The sequence below is a fragment of the Clostridium sp. MF28 genome (assembly GCF_002969175.1).
Taxonomy (GTDB): domain Bacteria; phylum Bacillota; class Clostridia; order Clostridiales; family Clostridiaceae; genus Clostridium; species Clostridium beijerinckii.
This window is the reverse complement of the sequence record NZ_CP014331.1, coordinates 5,919,464-5,938,789: the sequence shown is the minus strand read 5'-3', so window position 1 is coordinate 5,938,789 and position 19,326 is coordinate 5,919,464. Positions and strand designations below refer to the sequence as shown.

At 33.9% G+C, this 19,326-nt stretch carries 21 protein-coding genes and 1 pseudogene; 4 read left to right on the top strand and 18 right to left on the bottom strand.

All coding sequences use genetic code 11. From position 1 onward, the window contains the following. Positions 1–94 precede the first annotated feature (94 nt). Positions 95–928, bottom strand: coding sequence for a helix-turn-helix transcriptional regulator (locus AXY43_RS26220; RefSeq protein ID WP_105412412.1), 834 nt, complete (start codon positions 926–928; stop codon positions 95–97). Between the two features lie 121 nt (positions 929–1,049). Between AXY43_RS26220 and AXY43_RS26215 the strand changes: the two genes are divergently transcribed. After that, the gene (locus AXY43_RS26215; protein ID WP_039770817.1) at positions 1,050–1,598 is read left to right on the top strand and encodes a flavodoxin family protein; all 549 of its coding nucleotides are present in this window, start codon (positions 1,050–1,052) and stop codon (positions 1,596–1,598) included. A gap of 171 nt (positions 1,599–1,769) precedes the next feature. Here the strand turns inward: AXY43_RS26215 and AXY43_RS26210 are convergent. From AXY43_RS26210 to AXY43_RS28270, 5 genes and pseudogenes are all read right to left on the bottom strand, one after another. Next, positions 1,770–2,624 (bottom strand): annotated as a pseudogene (locus tag AXY43_RS26210) (DHA2 family efflux MFS transporter permease subunit); the annotation flags it as partial. Next, positions 2,612–2,974, bottom strand: coding sequence for an HlyD family efflux transporter periplasmic adaptor subunit (locus AXY43_RS26205; RefSeq protein ID WP_435867745.1), 363 nt, complete (start codon positions 2,972–2,974; stop codon positions 2,612–2,614). The pseudogene AXY43_RS26210 and the gene AXY43_RS26205, both read right to left, overlap by 13 nt. A 60-nt stretch (positions 2,975–3,034) precedes the next feature. Then, a complete protein-coding gene (locus tag AXY43_RS26200; RefSeq protein ID WP_105412411.1) occupies positions 3,035–4,021 on the bottom strand; it encodes an HlyD family secretion protein in 987 nt (328 codons plus the stop codon). A 581-nt stretch (positions 4,022–4,602) separates the two neighbouring features. Next, positions 4,603–5,196: a TetR/AcrR family transcriptional regulator gene (locus AXY43_RS26195; RefSeq protein ID WP_077831285.1), complete on the bottom strand. Its 594-nt coding sequence runs from the start codon at positions 5,194–5,196 to the stop codon at positions 4,603–4,605. Positions 5,197–5,360: 164 nt separating this feature from the next. Next, on the bottom strand, positions 5,361–5,657 hold the full coding sequence (locus AXY43_RS28270; protein ID WP_242986281.1) for a hypothetical protein: 297 nt from the start codon (positions 5,655–5,657) through the stop codon (positions 5,361–5,363). 558 nt (positions 5,658–6,215) lie between these two features. On the opposite strand from AXY43_RS28270, the gene AXY43_RS26185 reads away from it, so the two are divergent. Continuing rightward, entirely contained in the window at positions 6,216–7,502 is a 1,287-nt protein-coding gene (locus AXY43_RS26185) for a dienelactone hydrolase family protein (protein WP_039770821.1), read from the top strand. A gap of 210 nt (positions 7,503–7,712) precedes the next feature. Continuing rightward, a complete protein-coding gene (locus AXY43_RS26180) occupies positions 7,713–8,351 on the top strand; it encodes a hypothetical protein (RefSeq protein ID WP_087702796.1) in 639 nt (212 codons plus the stop codon). A 587-nt stretch (positions 8,352–8,938) separates the two neighbouring features. Here the strand turns inward: AXY43_RS26180 and AXY43_RS26170 are convergent. The 11 genes from AXY43_RS26170 to gnd form a co-directional block, all read right to left on the bottom strand. After that, positions 8,939–9,361 carry a bifunctional 4-hydroxy-2-oxoglutarate aldolase/2-dehydro-3-deoxy-phosphogluconate aldolase gene (locus tag AXY43_RS26170; RefSeq protein WP_243099118.1) on the bottom strand — a complete coding sequence of 141 codons (423 nt, stop codon included), beginning with the start codon at positions 9,359–9,361 and terminating at the stop codon, positions 8,939–8,941. A 17-nt stretch (positions 9,362–9,378) separates the two neighbouring features. Beyond that, a complete protein-coding gene (locus AXY43_RS28265; protein ID WP_243099117.1) occupies positions 9,379–9,573 on the bottom strand; it encodes a hypothetical protein in 195 nt (64 codons plus the stop codon). A gap of 2 nt (positions 9,574–9,575) precedes the next feature. After that, entirely contained in the window at positions 9,576–10,658 is a 1,083-nt protein-coding gene (gene uxuA, locus AXY43_RS26165; RefSeq protein ID WP_039770826.1) for a mannonate dehydratase, read from the bottom strand. Between the two features lie 12 nt (positions 10,659–10,670). After that, positions 10,671–11,123 (bottom strand): PTS sugar transporter subunit IIA, encoded by a 453-nt coding sequence (locus AXY43_RS26160; RefSeq protein WP_105412410.1) that lies wholly within the window; start codon positions 11,121–11,123, stop codon positions 10,671–10,673. Positions 11,124–11,199: 76 nt separating this feature from the next. After that, the gene (locus tag AXY43_RS26155) at positions 11,200–12,072 is read right to left on the bottom strand and encodes a hypothetical protein (RefSeq protein ID WP_105412409.1); all 873 of its coding nucleotides are present in this window, start codon (positions 12,070–12,072) and stop codon (positions 11,200–11,202) included. Positions 12,073–12,127: 55 nt separating this feature from the next. Further along, a complete protein-coding gene (locus tag AXY43_RS26150; RefSeq protein WP_012058423.1) occupies positions 12,128–12,631 on the bottom strand; it encodes a PTS system mannose/fructose/N-acetylgalactosamine-transporter subunit IIB in 504 nt (167 codons plus the stop codon). Between the two features lie 21 nt (positions 12,632–12,652). Next, complete coding sequence (locus tag AXY43_RS26145) at positions 12,653–13,510, bottom strand: PTS system mannose/fructose/sorbose family transporter subunit IID (RefSeq protein ID WP_012058422.1); 858 nt, start codon at positions 13,508–13,510, stop codon at positions 12,653–12,655. Between the two features lie 12 nt (positions 13,511–13,522). Continuing rightward, positions 13,523–14,353: a PTS mannose/fructose/sorbose/N-acetylgalactosamine transporter subunit IIC gene (locus tag AXY43_RS26140; RefSeq protein WP_017212685.1), complete on the bottom strand. Its 831-nt coding sequence runs from the start codon at positions 14,351–14,353 to the stop codon at positions 13,523–13,525. Between the two features lie 10 nt (positions 14,354–14,363). Continuing rightward, entirely contained in the window at positions 14,364–15,467 is a 1,104-nt protein-coding gene (locus AXY43_RS26135; protein ID WP_039770832.1) for an iron-containing alcohol dehydrogenase family protein, read from the bottom strand. An 11-nt stretch (positions 15,468–15,478) separates the two neighbouring features. Then, positions 15,479–16,480 carry a D-isomer specific 2-hydroxyacid dehydrogenase family protein gene (locus AXY43_RS26130; RefSeq protein WP_039770834.1) on the bottom strand — a complete coding sequence of 334 codons (1,002 nt, stop codon included), beginning with the start codon at positions 16,478–16,480 and terminating at the stop codon, positions 15,479–15,481. A 2-nt stretch (positions 16,481–16,482) separates the two neighbouring features. Continuing rightward, a complete protein-coding gene (gene gnd, locus AXY43_RS26125; protein WP_039770836.1) occupies positions 16,483–17,385 on the bottom strand; it encodes a phosphogluconate dehydrogenase (NAD(+)-dependent, decarboxylating) in 903 nt (300 codons plus the stop codon). A 522-nt stretch (positions 17,386–17,907) separates the two neighbouring features. Here gnd and AXY43_RS26120 point away from each other — a divergent pair. Further along, on the top strand, positions 17,908–18,756 hold the full coding sequence (locus tag AXY43_RS26120; RefSeq protein ID WP_023976534.1) for a MurR/RpiR family transcriptional regulator: 849 nt from the start codon (positions 17,908–17,910) through the stop codon (positions 18,754–18,756). 192 nt (positions 18,757–18,948) lie between these two features. On the opposite strand, the gene AXY43_RS26115 is transcribed toward AXY43_RS26120, so the two are convergent. Next, positions 18,949–19,281, bottom strand: a complete 333-nt coding sequence (locus AXY43_RS26115) for a MazG-like protein (protein ID WP_236887987.1) — start codon at positions 19,279–19,281, stop codon at positions 18,949–18,951. Between the last annotated feature and the right edge of the window lie 45 nt (positions 19,282–19,326).

Genomic DNA, 19,326 nt, shown 5'->3' with positions numbered 1-19,326 from the left:
CAGTTTGTGGCAAAAAATAATATCATTGAGTTTTGGTATTTCAAAAGAAGTATAATCATAACCACCGTAGCCGATTATGGTTATATTATTTTTCTCACTTTAACAGAAATTGCTTTATCTTTTTCTCTGTATCTGACCCAGGAACAGCAGTGAGTATAGACATTTTTAAGTCAGAATCTGATACAAGCATATAAATAGTATGCTCAAACTCTAGTTCTCCTAAAATTGGATGATTAATATTCTTAAGCATTCCCTCATCTTTCTTAATGTCGTACATTGACCACCAAGAATCAAATTCTTTACTTTCGTTCCTGAGCTCAGTTATAAGATTCTCAATCCATGGATCCCCGACAAACTCTCCATACATTGTGCGAAAGCTTGCAATCATCTTTTTAGCTGAAACTTCCCAGTCAGTGAATTTCTTTTTATATTCTTCATTTGTAAACATAATTCGTAGCATGTTACGTTTAGAAACATTCATCTGATCGTAATCAAGAATAATTTTTGCAGAAGCTCTATTCCACGAAATAACATTAAAGCGAGCATCCTGAATGGTTGCCGGGGAAAATTCTAAGCTGTCAAGCACATGTTGAAACATAGGATTGATATTATCACCGTAAATTTGAAAATCAGTCGGTGGCGTATGCTGTGCAAGAATATAAAGATGTTTTGTTTCCTCCTTATCAAGCATCAGGGCTTTAGCTAAACTTTCAAGTGCTTTTATAGATATTTGTATAGGACGTCCTTGCTCAATCCACGTATACCAGGTTAAACCAATTCCAGAGAGCAAGGCCACCTCTTCTCTTCTAAGTCCTGGAGTTCGTCGGCGTATTCCTTCAGGCATCCCAACCTGCGATGGCAAAATTTTCGCCCTACGCGATTTTAAAAAATCCCCCAATTCCTTATATCGTTGCTTTTCATTGTACATAACTTCTTACCTTTCTTTATCATAGCAGTATTAGTACTAGTATAATTACATATCTATTACTATTATAAATAATCTGATAATATAAATACAATACTAATTAAAGATTGGAGATAATGAAATTATGAAAAAGATAGTCGCTTTTATGGGAAGCCCAAGAAAAAATGGCAATACTGCTACCCTTATTAATGAAGTTATTCGAGGGGCACAAGATGCTGGTGCAGAAACAACTGTTTATAATCTGTATGATATGAACATCAAGCCCTGCCAAGGTTGCTTTGTCTGTCGTAAAACCGGACAATGCGTTATGCAAGATGATTTTCAGGACATGTTTAAACATATTATTGATGCCGATACTGTGATTTTTGGATCTCCCGTATATGTTATGCAGATTACAGCTCAAATGAAGCTGTTATGGGATAGACTCTGTGGCTTGTTTGATGAAAATTTCAAGCCTAGATATGGTACTAAAGACCTGATAATGGTATATTCTCAAGGAAATCCAAATGGACAAGCTCTTCAAACAATCTTTAGAGGAAATGAAGCTATGCTTAAAATGTTTGGCTTAAATGTAGTTGATACTATTTTGCAAACAGGTGGCCAAGACTCCAGTGTAGCAGCTAATAATAAAGAACTTTTATTAAAAGCTTATGAAGCAGGAAAATCTATCTAGAGAACCATCAATAATGTTCTTTGCGAAACAACTGTTTCACAAAGAACATATAAAAGGAGCTTTGCAGTAGCAATTTTCAGTTGCTGCTGCAATAGCTCCTTTCTAAAAAATCTTCACTTCTTATAATATATTTCTCACTTTACTTCTAATTTAAATATTATTTTTAGGTTTCTATCCTTCTGCCTCTATTACCTTTATTTCTTCTTGTTTACCTTGTTTTAATAAAAGTGTTGGAATAATTACAATAGCAGTAATTATTGAAATAACAAGCATGGTATCATTAAGAGCTTGGAGCTGTGCCTTAAGTGCAACTTCTCCAAACATTTTGTTTAAGGCAATTCCTTGAGCATTACCTGCTGACATCCCGCTTTTAATAAACACCCCTTGAAGCATTTCATATAATTTCATGCTATTTTTATTAAAAGATGTCACTTGAGATGCTAAGTTAGAGTAATCAATCACATTTCTATGCTGCATAACGCTTGTGATAATTGTAACTCCTATGGAAGTCCCTACCTGTTTTACTGTATTAGTTAAAGCAGATGCGTTTGACATCGTCATATTAGGTGTATCCAAAGTAATTTTTGACATACTATAACTGTTAATGCCTATAAAAATCAATGCAAATACAGCAAATAACCTAACGTCAAATTTATTACCAATTTTCCCGTATAAGACCATAGATATGGCTGTAGCTATTGCTTCTGGAAATAAAATCAAACCTGTGTTCATTGAATCAAGTCCCCTTATTTGTTGAAGGAATATTGGCATCAGAAACACACCACCATAAAGAGCTAACATTGCAATATTCATGATAATATTACTCATGCAAAAGGTGTAATTCTTCAATAGTTTTAAATCAAGCATAGGTTCTTCAATAAGTAATTCATTCACAACAAATATTACAAGACTGTAACAACCAACAATCATAAGCACGATATTTTTTATATCGTTCCAGTCCAAATCACTTTTCCCAAGTACATAAAGAACGCAAGACATTCCGATACTTGAAGTTAAAAATCCAATAGATTGGCAGTTATATAAAGTTTTTCTTGGTCAACCATTACCGCAAGCGTAGATCCAGCCTGAACATATTGCCCCTCCTCAGCTTCCTTTTTAATAATTATCCCATTAATTGGCGCTCTAAGTAATGAAGAATTAACATTTTCATCTGCTATTCCCTCTTCATCTATGTGTCCTACAATTTGATCTTTAACTAAAGTTTCTCCTTCTTCTACACTAAATTCAAGAAGACTTCCTGAAATTTTTGGAGTTATATCTATAAAATCTCCAGCTACCTGTGCATCTTCAGTTGAAACAAAATACTCATTTTCATACCAATAATAAAACCCAACTCCGCCAAAAGTTATTAACATAGCTATAGCTATACAAAAAATTATTATTTTACGCTTTCCTTGCATTTTTATCATCCCTTCCTAACTTCTTACGCCAACTTTGGCAAACATGCCAGGTTTCAATTGTGCGCTTGAATCTATTAAAGTTATTTTTACTAAAACATTATTACTCTTAGAATTTAATTCTGAATTTATTACTGATATAGTTCCTTCAAATTCTGAATCTTCTATCTCCGACACTTTAACATTTACAGCTTGTCCTTCTTCTAGATTTTTTGCAATACTCAAAGGCACATATGCATTCACACATAAAGTATCAGGATTAGATATTGAAATAAGAGTGCTGCCAGGTGATGCCATTTCACCTTTATTTATATTTTTAACAGTAACTTTCCCTGAAATAGGCGCTGTGATAGCTCCATTATTTAATGCTATTTGTGCTGTTTTTAATGCTTCTTCAGTTTGCTTTACTTCAGCCTTGTAAACATCTATATTCGTTTCTGTAGCACCATTTTTAAGCATTTCTAATTGTTCCTCTGCTGATTTTTGCCCTGACTCAGCAGAAGTAAGTTGCTGCTGTGCAGTTTCAAGCTGCACCTCTGTAGCTGCACCAGCCTCAACTAAAGCTTTTGTACGATCATAATCCTTTTTAGAGGCATCATAAGTTGCTTTAGCACTATCCAGAGCTGCTTGTGCTTGCTCTATTTGTTCAGGACGTGTACTGTTCATAGCATTAGTTAAATTTGCATTTGCAGTATTTACTGCTGCTTGTGCTTGATCTACCTGAGCCTGCAAGTCCTGAGTATCTAATTTAATGACAGTATCACCTTGATTTACAACTGACCCTACATTAACTGATATATCTGAAACTCTTGCAGAAATTTTTGAAGATACATTAACTTGATTATCTGTTTCAAGTTTTCCTGCCATGATATATATGGATTTTTGCTCATTAACCTCTTCTGCTTGAACAGCATTTTCATTTCTATTATTATTTGCGGCGCATCCTGTAAAAAAAGATGTTCCTATAAGCACTGGTAATACAATTAACAAAACATATTTCTTCATAAATTACTTACTCCTTTAACAAATTAATTATCGATAAGAACTCTCATTCTCATTAGACTTTGAAATTTTTATCACCAAATTTATGTAATTAGTTAAGATTCCATTTTATTGAACCTGGCTCTATTGAATTTTTCTTTTGTAATTTCCAACGTTTTTCCCATAGCTATAATTATTCCTTGAAGTCATAATTCCCCTGCTTTCAATGTAATACTCCATTGCTTCCAATCGAAAAAATTATGAGCACTTTGTAACTACAATCTATTGCCATAAAAACACTTTCACTAAATTTGTTCAAAATATTTTCGTCTAATATTTTCAATATATTCATAATAATTACAATTCAAAAAGTTAAAATGGCCCTTAATATCTTTATTCCTGTTGTTTTACTTGAACTGTTTATTTGAAAAATCTAAAGATTTTTCCTTCCTTGACGCTATATTCCAAGCTAGTTCCAGTATGAAATTTCCTTAAAATTATGACAGGCTTTCTGATATAATCGTATTTATTCTATGAATTCAACTTCTAATAAGAAGTAAAGAGGGAATCTTAATTATAATTCCCTGTTATTCTTACTGATTGAACTATTTATGTACTTTATATATGGGAAGCAAAATATTATTAATAATATCCTTACTACTAGCTTCATTTAGCCTTCCATGCAATACAATTTCATTAATAATTAGTAGAGTCGGTAAATTTAGAGCCTTTTCCGAAATAGTATCAATTGAAAGTGAAATTTCCTTGCGCTGATTAGCCCTCGTTATAATAGTCTCAATTGATTTACTGATATCATTTTCGTGATTAACAAAACTAAATAAATCGTAATATGTCGCATGCGAAAGCATATCTGAAATCACATCGCGTAGATCATCAGGTTTTATAATTCTAAAAATTGGATCTAAAACCTTAAATAGAGCAATTAAATCTTCTTTTAATGAACCATGATCACTGATTTTTCCTTCTAATGCTGGTGCTTTTCGATTTACAGCAGCAAGAATAAGGTGACATTTTTGTGGCCATCGACGATAAATAGCATTTTTGCTGGTTTTTGCGGCATGAGCTACATCATCCATAGTCAATTTGCTATATCCAATTTGATTAAGCAATAACCAAGCCTGATCTAAAATCGCATTTTCAAGTATAACGCCTCGGCGTCGACTAACATTTTCATTCATGATACAACCTCCTATTTTAGGTCTACATAATTCCACCATAATATATTACCATAAACACCAATAAATAAAATAGCAAAAATCGTCAATTTACTGATTGAATTAATAAGCTGAGGATTACTTAAATATATTTCTAAAATTGTCCACAGGATATAACGGCCTAACGGCTATGATCCCAAAATGGCAGCTATAATTATAGCTGCAAATGAAGTACTAACTGGAGCTAATGTTCCTCTTGTCATGCTGGCGATAAGTAGGAATAGAAAACTAAGACTATAATTATAGATTGTTACTATCCCTACCATTTTTAGAAGAGTTCCAGTCAATAGCACATCAAAATTTTTCAAATCTAAGCAATAATCTATAGCAAATATCTCACCAATTGCTAATACCGTTATACCTAAAAAACATAATCCTAAAGCAAAAAATTTTGCCCATACTAATCTTGTACGAGAAATTGGCAATGATAAAAGATCTTTAAAAGTTAATCTTGATACTCTCTACCAAATACCCAGCTGCTTAAAATACCAAAACCCATCAATCCAATAACAGTAGCGTACATAAAATTGGAATTTTATCGGTAAATTTAGGTCCGTATTTGCTTAACTCGGTAATGACAAGTTCGGATTTGTTGGGCAGCGTCGATACATCGCCGTTTTATTAGTTTTTGCCTCATGCGCATAGACGACCTCAGAAAGCTCATTCCAGGCGGCCTGAAGGATAGCATTCTCAAGCAACATGTTCCTGCTTGATGGCTCTCATTGCCAATAGACTGAGCATTCTTAGAAAGCTGGTTGCTCTTTTGCTCCTCCACCTTCATTTCCCTCTTTCTAAATTTTTATAATTATCTATTGCATTTTGCCCAAATTCATTATACAATAATCGCATAAGATACTAACGTATCTTATATTCAACTGACATAATCATGAGTAAAGCAGGTGATGTTAATGATGCAACATATATTATGAAGAAAATAAGGAAAAAGATGATTTTGTAAAAATTGAATTAAAAGGAGAAAAGACATGACTAACAAAGAAAAAAATCAAACTGAAGAAAAACTCGCAGGCCAAGCAGTGGCAGAAAACGAGGCGATTTTCCGTCACTCCGTAGGCATGGCCAACAAGTTCGTGTCGCATATGGATTTTCATTTCACACGTACTTTAGCTAAAGAAGCATATGGTGGTGTTTCCGCCGGTGAGTGCTTCGAAACTGCCTCCCATATCGTGGACGGTGATTTCTCAACCTACGCGCCAGCGTGGCAGCCTTTGGCCGAGAGAATTGAGGCCAAAGGTTGGGAATGCCTCAAGAAGGGACACAAAGTGAGTGCACGTGAAGCATTCATGCGTGCGGCCGTATATTGGGGTTGCGTGGGTATGTATACAAGCGATACTGATCCTCTTACCAAAGAATCATGTATGCGAACACGTGCCTTGTGGAAAGAAGTCGGAAAGCTATCCGATCCAATCATGGAACCAGTGGATATTCCCTACGAGAACGGCAGGGTGATGAAAGGCTATTTCATCGCAGCAGGTGCCCCCGGTGAGAAGCGACCTACATTGTTAGGTATGGGCGGCGGTGAAAACTATTTGGAAGAGATTTACTTCCAGTGCGGTGGAGCGGTTCGTCGAGGCTACAATCTACTGATCTTTGAGGTTCCTGGCCAGAAAGCAGCGATATGGGAAAACCCTGATCTCTTCTTACGTCTGGATGCAGAAGTACCGATAGGCTATGTTGTCGACTATGCGTTAACTCGTCCAGAAGTTGACCCTGATCGTATTGCTCTAATTGGACATAGCTTTGGTGGGTACTACGTGATGAGAGCAGCTTGTTTCGAGAAGCGAATCGCCGCTTGTATCGCAAGTCCTATTATTTGGTCAATGCAGCCTGAAATACTGCAAATATTGGGATTCGATTCGACCAAGCCTTACCCTCGCGACATGGAATCACAGATAGATCCGGCCAACACGACGGCGAAATTCGTCTTGGAAGGTGATTTCCGCGCAAGGTGTGGACATAAAAATACTACTATTGCTGAGTGGATGGATTACCTTGGCAAAGGTTCCTTATTGGGTCTGGAAGATAAAATCACTTGCCCTGTGCTGAACATGATTGGTGAGGGGGAATTTGGACCTGAAGAGCTTGAGGCAGAACGACATCACTTTGCCATGCTGAAGAACCCTAAGAACAGATTTAATCTAACCACAGCTCATGAAGGTGGAGAACAGCATTGCACGGAAAACAATCTGCTGCTCAAGAACCAGTTAGAGATGGACTGGCTTGATGAAGTATTTGGATTTAATTTGTGTTAATTGAGCAAAATCGTTATTTTTACCGTTTTGTCGGATGTTTATACTCATCCGACAAAATGGTAAAATGCACTTTAGACGCATAGTAATCCGTGTAATCACTTAATTACAAAAATCATGTTTTCATTGCGGATGCGTTCGGTGCTGAGCATAGCCTTCCACTTAAATTGCAATGTTAAACAGTGAAATATTACTAAGAAAAGAGGACTGAATATGCAAGAATTGAACACTCAGGATAGTCAAATCAAAGAAATCAAGATTGAAGAAAAAAAGAATCAGTTGGGTAATCCCGGACCTTCATTAACCTTTATTTTCACAATGCTTACCATGGAGTTTTGGGGAATCTACGCCGGTATTTTCACCGGCCCCACGATAATGGCAGTCGGTGTGGTGCAAATAGCTTGTTTTATACCTTATCTGATTGGCGCAATCCTTTTCTTTTGTAAAGGTGATTCTACCAACGGCAATGTTTTCCTAATCTTCGCCACCCTATTCGGCGGAGTTGGTGGTTTAACCAATATAACTATTGGTTTTTCAAATATTATGGGTTGGCAGATCTGTACACAGATGACAGCGCTTCCTTTCATCTTGGGCGGTATCTCAATCCTGCCTGTTCTATGGGTGATCCGTAAAAGCGCTGATAAAGTTACTGTCATATGCTATTTAGCTGCTACTTGCTTCCTCACACTTACAGGGTTGGTTAGCCTTAATATTCTAAGTGCCAATTGGAATCCGTTCATCCAATGGTTTGGGCTTATTGTCACAATCACCGGATTATATAGTTGCTTAAACGGCCTGCTACTCGGCGGTGGAAGCAGGGGGATACCAGTAGGAGAGCCTTTCTTTAAATAAGACTATTGCTCAATTCCTATATAAATGATTTTGGTACGAGTGTTCATAACGAAAAACTTAAGAACCTGCATCACATAATGGTTTTCGTCATCAGGCAAACGAATATTATATTTCATTCAGAAACCTTATCTTCTCGTATATCTTAATTGAGCATCTTAGATTCACTTTATGTAATTTTGATGTTTATGAATAAAGAAAAATCAAAAGAGGCTTTATCTAAAGTTAGACGCACTATATGGGACGTAAATCATTAAAACCTATGACAACAAAATTTCATTAAACCGTAATTAATGTTATCCTTTGAAACAGATTGTTTTATTTATAGAATAATCTGTTTTCTTCTTGTATGCCCAGCATGCCAACAACTTGACGGTAAAAATCCGCTGTGGGTTTGAAAGTGTGAACCACTAGTCAAAGATCTATCCTATAGGCAGTTATTAACCAATTAATTAGAAATATATTATATAACTAGTCCCTGATATATAACCTTTTAATTATTAATTTTCATGTTTATTCACTCCATGCCCCTTAAAGACAAGGGGCTCCAATTACATAGTCATCATAAAAAAAAGCCGTGCAATATTGCACTAAGCTTTAATTTGATCAACTAATGATTTTAACAAGTTACTTGTCTTCTCTTTACCTTCCTCTTTAATCATTTTTTCAGAAATAATAAATGATCCACCAACCGCTAAAATATTATCATTACTAATATAATCTATAAAGTTATCTGCATTAATTCCTCCTGTCGGCAAGAATTTCACATCATAGAATGGTCCACTTAATGCTTTAATTGCTTTTAAACCACCATAAATATCCGCTGGAAAATACTTTACAACATGAAGTCCATAACTAACGACTTTTTGAATATCAGTTGGAGTTGCTGTTCCAGGAAAAACTGGAACTTTGTTTTCAATACAATATTCAATTATCTCTGGAATCACTGCTGGAGAAACTATAAAACTTGCTCCATTTTCAATTGCCTTCTTAGCTTCTTCTAATGTACGCACAGTTCCTGCTCCAACAATTAACTTACCCGATTGTGAAAGTTTATTAATTCTTCTAAAGCCAGATTACTTCTAAATGTTACTTCTATAAAAGGTACATCATTTCTTAAAAGAATCTCTTCCAAATCATCTAAATACTTTAAATCGGTTGCAGTATAAAGTGGTAATAACTTTATTTCTCCTAATTTTTTATATACATCTACATTTACACTCATTATTATTGCTCCAATCCATTTTCTTTTTGAGATTTTGTGATAGCTTCATATAATCCTTTTAAATAAGTAAAACCTAAAGCACGATCATATAAACCATATCCTGGCATTGCTATTTCATCCCAAATTGAACGACCATGATCTGGACGGATGACACCATCAAAATTAACATCTATAAGCGCCTTCATAAGTGCATACATATCCAATGATCCATCAATACTCAAATGAGCAGATTCTCTAAATTTTTGTTTTCCCAAAAATTCAACATTTCTTAAATGTACAAATTGAATTCTATTTCCTAATTCATGTATGACTTTGACTAAATCTGTTTCTGGATTTGCTCCTAAAGATCCTGTGCAAAGTGTTACACCATTATAAGGAGAATCAATAATATTTATTATTCTTTTATAATCCTCTAAATTTTTTGTTACCCTTGGAAGATTAAAAATTTCCCATGGTGGATCATCCGGATGAATCCCCATTTTCACATCAACTTCCTCACAAACAGGAATAACTTTTTTTAGAAAGTATGCAAGATTGTCAAATAAATCTTCTTCTTTAATATTTTCATACATTTCCATCAAATCATTAAACTTTTTCAGACGTTCTTCTTCCCATCCAGGTAATTTAAACCCATTAGATTGACTATTTATAAGCTTAAACATCTCACTCGCATCCATATGTTCTACAACAGACTGATCAAACAACAATGAATAACTACCATCTGGGTTTTCATATTTCAAATTTGTCTTGGCCCATCCAAAGATTGGTTTAAAACTATAACATACTAAATGAATATCACATGCTGCTAAATTTCTAATTGTTTGAATATAATTATCAATATAATGATCACAGTCTTTTGTTCTTGCTTTAATTGCATCATGAACTGCAACACTTTCAATACCAAGTAACTCCAATCCCTCTTTTTCAATTGAAGCCTTAAATTCTTTAATTTCATCAATTTCCCAAACATCTCCAGGTAACTTATTTAATAAGGTCCCTACAACACCATCTGTTCCTGGAACTTGCCTGAAATGTTTTAAAGGAATAGAGTCTTTCGCTCCATACCATCTAAATCCCCACTTCATTTTATCCCTCCATCAAAAATCATCATCTTCATCAACCTCATTAGTATCTACATTAGCAGAAAAATGCCATGAACTAATACATTCTTTTGCTTTCTCTGCAGCTGATTTTGCAACTATTTCAATTTGTGTCCCTAAAATTTGATGATTGATTGTTTCTAATAACATAGGTAAGTTAACTCCACCAATAATATAAACTTTATCTTTTAATTCCATCTCTAATTGGTTTGTAACAAGAACTGATTGGTTATATGGGCTTGCGCTCACTAAATCAACTAATAACACAACACCATCACCTTGATTTACTTCTAAAATGGCGTTATTTATCTTCTTACCAAGTTTCTCAATATCATCTCCTGCATTTAAATTTACAGTTGCGATATTTTCTGTATTCCCCATAATAACTTCAGCTGCGTCTTTTATACCGTTGCTTAAGGTACCATGTGTGGCTATTACAATTCCTAACATGATTTAATCTCCTTTTATATTTTGATTTAAGGCATAATCAAAAATAATCATGACTTTTGGGACTCTTTATTTTCTTTCATATGCCTAACAATTCTATTACTTGAGTAAAATGGCTATAATTTAAATTTTTCTTATTTAACTTTGACTTATCTAAGTAAAACTCTTTATCTTGATTCATATCTGCACAAAATAAATAATTGATTTGACCTCTAGGTGATACATATCGAATTTCTTTAGATTCAGCAAGCTCTTCTTTAAATTGTTTACCCATTACATTTAAAGTGGCATCTGCTCCAATAGAATCTAAACAATAAACCTTTGCATTCTTTTTTACAGAACCCATTAAGACATCTAATCCTCGTCTGCCATAACAACCGTCATCGATAAATGCATAAGCAACTTTTTTCTGATTTTGATTCTCTGTTAACATCTGTAGCAAGCAAAGTACTGAAGATGTATTTCTAATTAAATTCTTTCGATTCCACTCACCTTTTGATAACTTTGATAAAATAATAAAATATCCACCGTATATTAGTGCAAGACATGCTGTTTGCACAGAAAATAAAACAAATGGTGTAGAAACCAATTTCATGTATAAAAGTGTTCCTAGAATACCTAGGAAAATCCAAATTAGAGACATACAAAGAACGGCTTTTGTAGTTTGTTTTTCTTGTTTTTTTCTATTGAACAATACATAATCTCCAAAATAGGCTGGAGGTGTATCATAATAAGTACAAACGATTTGATCTGCCTTTTCAATATCTCCAACATACACATTTCGTGCACTGTCTTTTTTTTGATTACTATATTCGATTACGGAAATATCTTTTCGCACTTGTAATATATCTGTTACAAGCGCCTTCAAAAATCTAATTTTCTCTTTCTTGCTATTCCGTGAGCTATACATAAACGAATACCTAGCTAATCTATCGTTAAAAATATCCTCCATGATAAACCTCCAATTTTTATTATAAGGAAAATAATAATCTTTCATTTAAAAACAATTATTTAAATTTACTAACAACATCTTTCAATTCTGTTTTAGGAGCAGAAGGAGTAGCTTGAAAATAGATATTCTCTACTCCATATTTATCTTTCATTTCTACTAATCTATCTACATCCTCTTTGTTTATATAAACAGATTTTGTAACTAGTAAATCTTTACTTGCATCTTTTTGTGCAATACCTCCAATATTCAATTCTTTCATTGGCACTCCATGTTTAACCAAGTCATACATAACTTTTACAGTTTTTGCTATCAAGATACAATTATAATCTTTGAACTGATATTCATCCCAATAGAATTTAGCTTTCTCTGGCGTAATTACTATTGTTTTTTGTCCAGTACGGCTACCTGCATTTTTATATAAATCTCTCATGAATGGGTCTTTTGCTACAACTTCATCTACTACAAAAATTGAATTTACCCCGCTCTTTTGTGAAAGAGTCACCATAACTTGTCCATGAATTAAACGTTCATCTACTCTTGCTAAATTTATAACACCCATTTTTCAACTCTCCTTTTTACTCTATAGAATTCTAACGCTAGCTAAAACAATTAAAATTAATGTTAACCATAATAATGCTGGTGTAACTTTTAAACCTTTTTTATTGTAGAACAAATAAACTCCCATAACTACTGCTAATGGTAAAATACCAGGAGCAACAGAATCTAAAATATTTTGGATAATGAATGCTTTTCCAGAAATCGTAAATTGTAAATTTGCACTAACTTTTACATAGTTACCCGCTAAGATTCCCATCATAAATAGACCTAAAACAGATAAAGTATCGATTGCAGTTTTAACACCTGTACTTCCCATCAATCCTGTTGCGTTACGTCCCATATCAAATGCTTGACGAGCAAAGAATAGACCCAATAAAACTTGGTAAAGTGCAAAGCAAACGAATGGGAACAACGCTCCTAATGGACTACCTTGCTGTGCCCAGGGAACTGCGATGGCAATAAAGATATATTGCACAGTCCCTGAGTCAATTGCATCACCAATTCCAGCAAGTGCACCCATTAAACCAGCTTTTGTGTTATACATCAAATCGTCTTGCATTGTTATTTCTGATTGTTCATATTCTTCTTTTGCACGTTGTGATTCCATGGAAGCCATTAAACCAGTAATAACTCCACCACCCCAGCTTAACTGAGTATTGAAAAATAATAGTTGTCTTTTATAAGCAGCTTTTAACGATTCATCATCTTTGTATAATTTTCTTAAAATTGGCATCATTCCATACAACAAAGAAGATGCAAGATATCTTTCAAATGAATGTGGAATTTCATTCGCAAAATGCCATCTTAAATATGCTTTAGTAACATCCTTTTTTGTGATCTCTTCTGGAGCTTTAGCAGCTCTTTTTACATTTTCACTCATTTTATCTACTCCTTAAAACCCATCATCATAATCATCTTCATCTAATGTCTCTGTACCCTTAGCAACATTTGTACTAGGAACATTCTTTCCTTTTTGAGACATACTGAAAATTAAAGCAATCAATAGACCAAACACAGCATAAGTTACCATTGTAATATTCAATGATTTTAATGAAACACTCATGAAATACGCCAAGAAAAAGAATGCTAAGTAATCCTTACGTCCAATTACATAAACTGTTGTGGCAATACCAATAGCAGCTAATCCACCACCAACAACTTCAAGTATATGAATGACATAACTTCCTTTCAATGCATTGATTACATCTGCAATAATTGGTGCCCCAAAATATAAAGCTACAAATACCAATGGTACAAATAGAGCAAATGATGCAATTGTAGGTAAAAGAATTATCGAACGCTTAATAGCGCCATCATTTAAATCTTCTACAGCTTTATCTGTATATTTACCTAAGAATGTATTGATAAAAAAACGGAATTGATATAAATAACTTCCTAACAAACCAACTGGAACTGCGACAGCAATAGCGGCTTCAGGCTGTAAATTTCCTAATAAAGCAACCGGTACTGCGATAGCTGCTGCAATAGATGGTTCTTGTGGCATGGATCCTCCTGGAGAAAAAACACCCATATAAATCAGCTGCAGCGCTGCTGTAACAATCATTGCTTGGCCAACATTTCCCATAACAATACCAACAATCAAACCGGTCATTAAAGGTGAAAATCGAAGCGTTAGTGAAGCTCCTCCACCAAACCATCTTGACATAACCGCGCCAACCCACAAAGCGATTAAAAAACTCTGTAATACACTTAAAGTTTCCATTACTCTTCTTCTACCTCTTTTCTACATATTTTTCTAAATCAAAGATTGTTTTTTTCAAAATATCTGGCGTAATTACAATAGGAATCAAATGAACTTTTTCTTTTGAATTAATAAAACCAACTATATCATCAAGAACTTTTTCATCTTCTGGATACAATTCCATATAATGCAGAGATACAGGTAGTTTCAAATCTGAATAGAAAGTCATTAAAGAATCAATCGTCGACCACTTGCCTTCTAGAGCCAATTGGTATAAAACCCCATAAGCTACTTTTTCGCCATGAAGATATGAATGGCTTTCCGGAATATATTTAGCTATTGCGTCATGCATTGCATGTGCTGCGGCATTACGGGCATATTTATCTCCCAATCCTCCACATAAACCTGCAACTGCTATCACAATTTCAGACAAATGTACAAATTCTTCCGAAACTACTTTATTCTCCATATCTTTCATTGCTTTAGCCGATTCTTTTACAATTGATTCATTACATAACTTTGCAGTATAACTTGCTAGCTTCAAAAAGGGTTCGTTCTGTAAATGTTTTTGAGCTAAAATAGAATCTGATTCATACCATTTTGCAATTGTATCTGCCAACCCTGCAATGAAGTAACGTACTGGAGAATCAATCACTAAATATGGATCTGTTATCAAGAAACTAGCCTGCCTCATATAATGCTCAGATTTTCCTTCTGATTCTCCACTTTCCTTATACATAACAGATAAAGGTGTCCATGGTGCACAATTACTAACCAAAGTTGGAACGACCCCATATTTAACATTACAAATATGACCAGCATATCCAACAAGATCTACAAGCTTTCCGCCACCAACTCCAATAATAAAATCGATATCATTTTCTTCAACAATTTGTTCTATTAAATCTGCACCATAATAGCTACATTCCCCTGTATATTGATGATAAAAAACATTTTGATCTATCGTTTCTAAAAACTTCATCTTTGGCTTTGCTTTTTCCCAAGAAATTGTTCCATGTACGATCAAGATATTCTTTGATTTATGTTCTTTTAATAATTGCGGAATAAAATCAATTGCACCTTCATGATACCTATAGAACTCAGGACCAACTTTAACCTTTAAATCAGTCAACATTTTTATCCCCCCTATTTTTTAATAAATTTACTTGTTGGCTGAATTGCCCTCTCTGGTAAAACACCTTGAACTATTTGTTCCACATCTGTCACGCATTTATCACCCATTTGCTCTAGACATTCTATAGTATAAGCTGACGTATGAGGAGTTATTAAAACGTTATCAAAAGCTAGATAAGGATGGCTCTTTCTTCCTGGCTCTTCTTCTAAAACATCTGTCGCAAAACCAGCAATTTTTCCAGATTTCAATCCCTCAATAACCGCATTTTCATCCAATAATGCTCCTCGCGCACTATTCGATATGTAAACACTGTCTTTCATTTTTTCTATTTCGTTTTTAGATATCATATGATAACTTTCTTTGGTTAAATTTGCACAAAGACAAATAATATCAGAAGAAGTCAACAATTCATCTAATTCAACTTTTCTTGCCCCATAAGTCTGTAAATACAAATCTGACTTGTATGGGTCATAAGCTAAAACATTACATCTAAAACCATTTCTAACAATCTCTACTACACAACTTCCTGTGTTTCCAACTCCAATAACACCTACTGTTTTATTAAAAAGTGCATGTCCAACAAATTCAGCTCGATCTTCCCAACGATCCGCTTTAACTCGATTACTGGACTCCATTGTTTTTCTTAATACAGCCAGCAAATTTGTAATGTTGTTTTCTGCGACTGCGTCCCGTTCTACTAAAGCCGGAACTATTGTAACAATAGTATCATGTTCTTTTGCCGCATCGACATCAATATTGTTGTATCCAATTCCATGACGTGTAATCAGCAAAAGCTCATCTTTGTAATCAAAAAACTCTTTAGTAAAAAAAGGGGTTACACTTGCAACGATAATATTGTATCCACTTAATAAGTTTGCAAGTTCTTTTCCATTCATTTCATTATCAACTTGAAAATAATCAACAGCTCCTATTTCCTTCAAACGATCAATGTGCTTAGGGAATATCTTTCCAAAACTACTTGAATTAACAATAGCTATCTTATATTCTCTCATATCTATTTATCCTTCTTTACAATAGAATGTCCACCAAATCCGTTTCGTAAAGCCGAAACTACCTTTGCAGAAAAACTATCATCTTCCTGAGATAAATTACGCATAAATAAACTTAAAGCAATTGTTGGTACTGCAATCCCCATATCCAAAGCAGTCTCAATAGTCCATTTTGCTTCTCCAGATGCAGCAACAACTCCTCTGTAGTCTTCTAAATTTAGACTGGCTTTGAATTGTGATTCAGCAATTTCCATAAGCCAACCTCGAATAACAGATCCGTTATTCCAAACCCTTGCAACAGCAGCTAGATCATAATCAAATTCACTTTCTTTAACAATTTGAAAACCTTCACCGATTGCTTGCATCATTCCGTATTCGATTCCATTATGGATCATTTTCAAAAAGTGACCACTTCCTGATTGGCCAGTATATAAGTAACCCTTTTCAACTGATATATCTTTGAAAATTGGCTCTATATCCTTAAATACTTCAAGATCTCCACCAATCATCGTACATGCACCACCGAGTGCTCCAGAAGTTCCACCTGATGTTCCACAATCAAAATAAGATATTTCTTTCTCCTTAAAAGTCTTTGCACGTCGTATTGAATCCTTAAAATTTGAATTTCCACCTTCAATGACAATGTCATTTGGAGAAAGTAAATTCAGCAATTGATTCAATACAGATTCCGTAATTTCTCCAGCAGGTAACATAGACCAGATTACTCTTTTTTCAGTAAATGAAGTAATGATTTTTTCTAAATTATCAAATGTTTTTATACCTTCCTTTTCAGCATTTTCTTTTGCTTTATCAGATAAATCAAATCCCATAACATCATAATTATGATTCTTTAAATTACATGCTATGTTTAAACCCATCTTCCCAAGACCTATAATTGCTATTTTCATACAATCCCTCCATTTCATGTCTCTATTGTATCAAAAAAAATTTTTTTTGTAAATATTTTTATAAAAAAAATTTTTTTTGATACAATTGCGCTTTTCTCATACTTCTATCTCTATCCTCCTCTTGCAATTTCAGAAATACTATGATATTTATATAAAGTAGCAGACATATTAAGTCGTTATAGTTAAAAGATTACTAATGATTTAGTTGCTAGTGCTTTAAAAATGCTTATTATAGTTAGTCTTCTCATAAAAATAAGGAACTGATCTTGACTTGTCGTATTCAAGATATTGACACAAAATTACTATTTGATATACTTATAACAATGCTATTTTTTAATAATTCAACCACTTTTCATACATATTAAACTCAATTGTTCATTCGATTATATGAACAAAAAATCTATATCATTTTTTTTATAAATTTGATTTTTATATATAGTACTATTTAAAATATACATTACGCTCAAAATTTTTTAGTGTTTTTAAAGTTACAATATATCATTTATAAAAAGGAGGACCAACATGGAGGTATCTGTTAGACTTAAAATTAAATCGTTATACAATGGATTAAGTACTAAAGAACAAAATATTGCAGACTATATACTTGAAAATCCCATTTCTGTGGCTCACAATTCTATCAGCTATTTATCTGATGAACTCAATGTTGCAGACTCTACCTTATTTCAATTCGCAAAAAAACTAGGCTATTCTGGCTTTAAAGAGTTTAAGATGGCTATCTTAATTGAAGAAAATAATTTTTCAACTACATCAATTCATGAAAAAATTGAAATTGATGATAATGAATTAACTATGGCACAAAAAGTCTTTGATTCAAACATTAAAACACTAACTAATACTAAGAAAATATTAGGGTTAGACGATTTGAAAAAAGCGGCTGAGATTATATCCAATTCAAATCTACTATATTTTTTTGGTGTCGGCGGATCAGGAATACTTGCAGAAGATGCATATCATAAATTTTTACGTTCCCCAGCCCATGTCCGTCATAGTACTGATTATCATATACAGCTTATGGAAGCATCTTTATTAACACCACAGGATTGTGCAATTTGTATCTCACATACAGGAAAATCAAAAGAAACTATCAGGATTGCTGAAATAGTAAAAGAAGCCGGTGCAAAAGTAATTGTTATCACTAGCCATGCATCTTCTCCTCTAGCTAAGATAGGTGATGTCGTTTTTATTTCTATATCCGAAGAAATCGAATTTCATTCAGAGGCCTTATCTTCTCGTATATCTCAATTGAGCATCTTAGATTCACTCTATGTAATTTTGATGTTTATGAATAAAGAGAAATCAAAAGAAGCTTTATCTAAAGTTAGACGCACTATATGGGATGTAAAGCATTAAAACCTACGACAACAAAATTTCATTGAACCGTGATCAATGTTATCCTTTAAAGCGGATTATTTTATTAATGGAATAATCCGCTTTCTTTTTATGTATCCAGAATGGCAACAACTTTGGCAGTAAAAGTCCGTTGCGGATTTGGTAGTGAAAATCACTAGTCAAAGACCTATCCTATGGACAGTTAGCAACCAATTAATCAAGCTGCTTTTCTGTTCTGGACAAAAACATCTCAAGTGCTTCACTTATATCAATATTCATACGCTCGGCTAAAACAACCAACCACCATATACATTCAGCAAGCTTATGTTCAAGTTCGGAAGTTGTATCTCCACCCTTAGGCCAACGCTCTTGATGAGACATAGTTAAACGTCCAACCAAACCAGCATCTGTTAGGAAAGCCAGTGCATCCTCTTCTACTGTCCATTCTTTCCCATGGTACTGTTTTTCTAATTTGTGATAGAGTTTTCTTATTTTAATAGAACTTTCAACCACATCACTAAAATTTATATCTTTCATCCTATTCATCTTCTTCCTATAAAAATTTGTGTTTAATACCTTTTTATTTTAGCA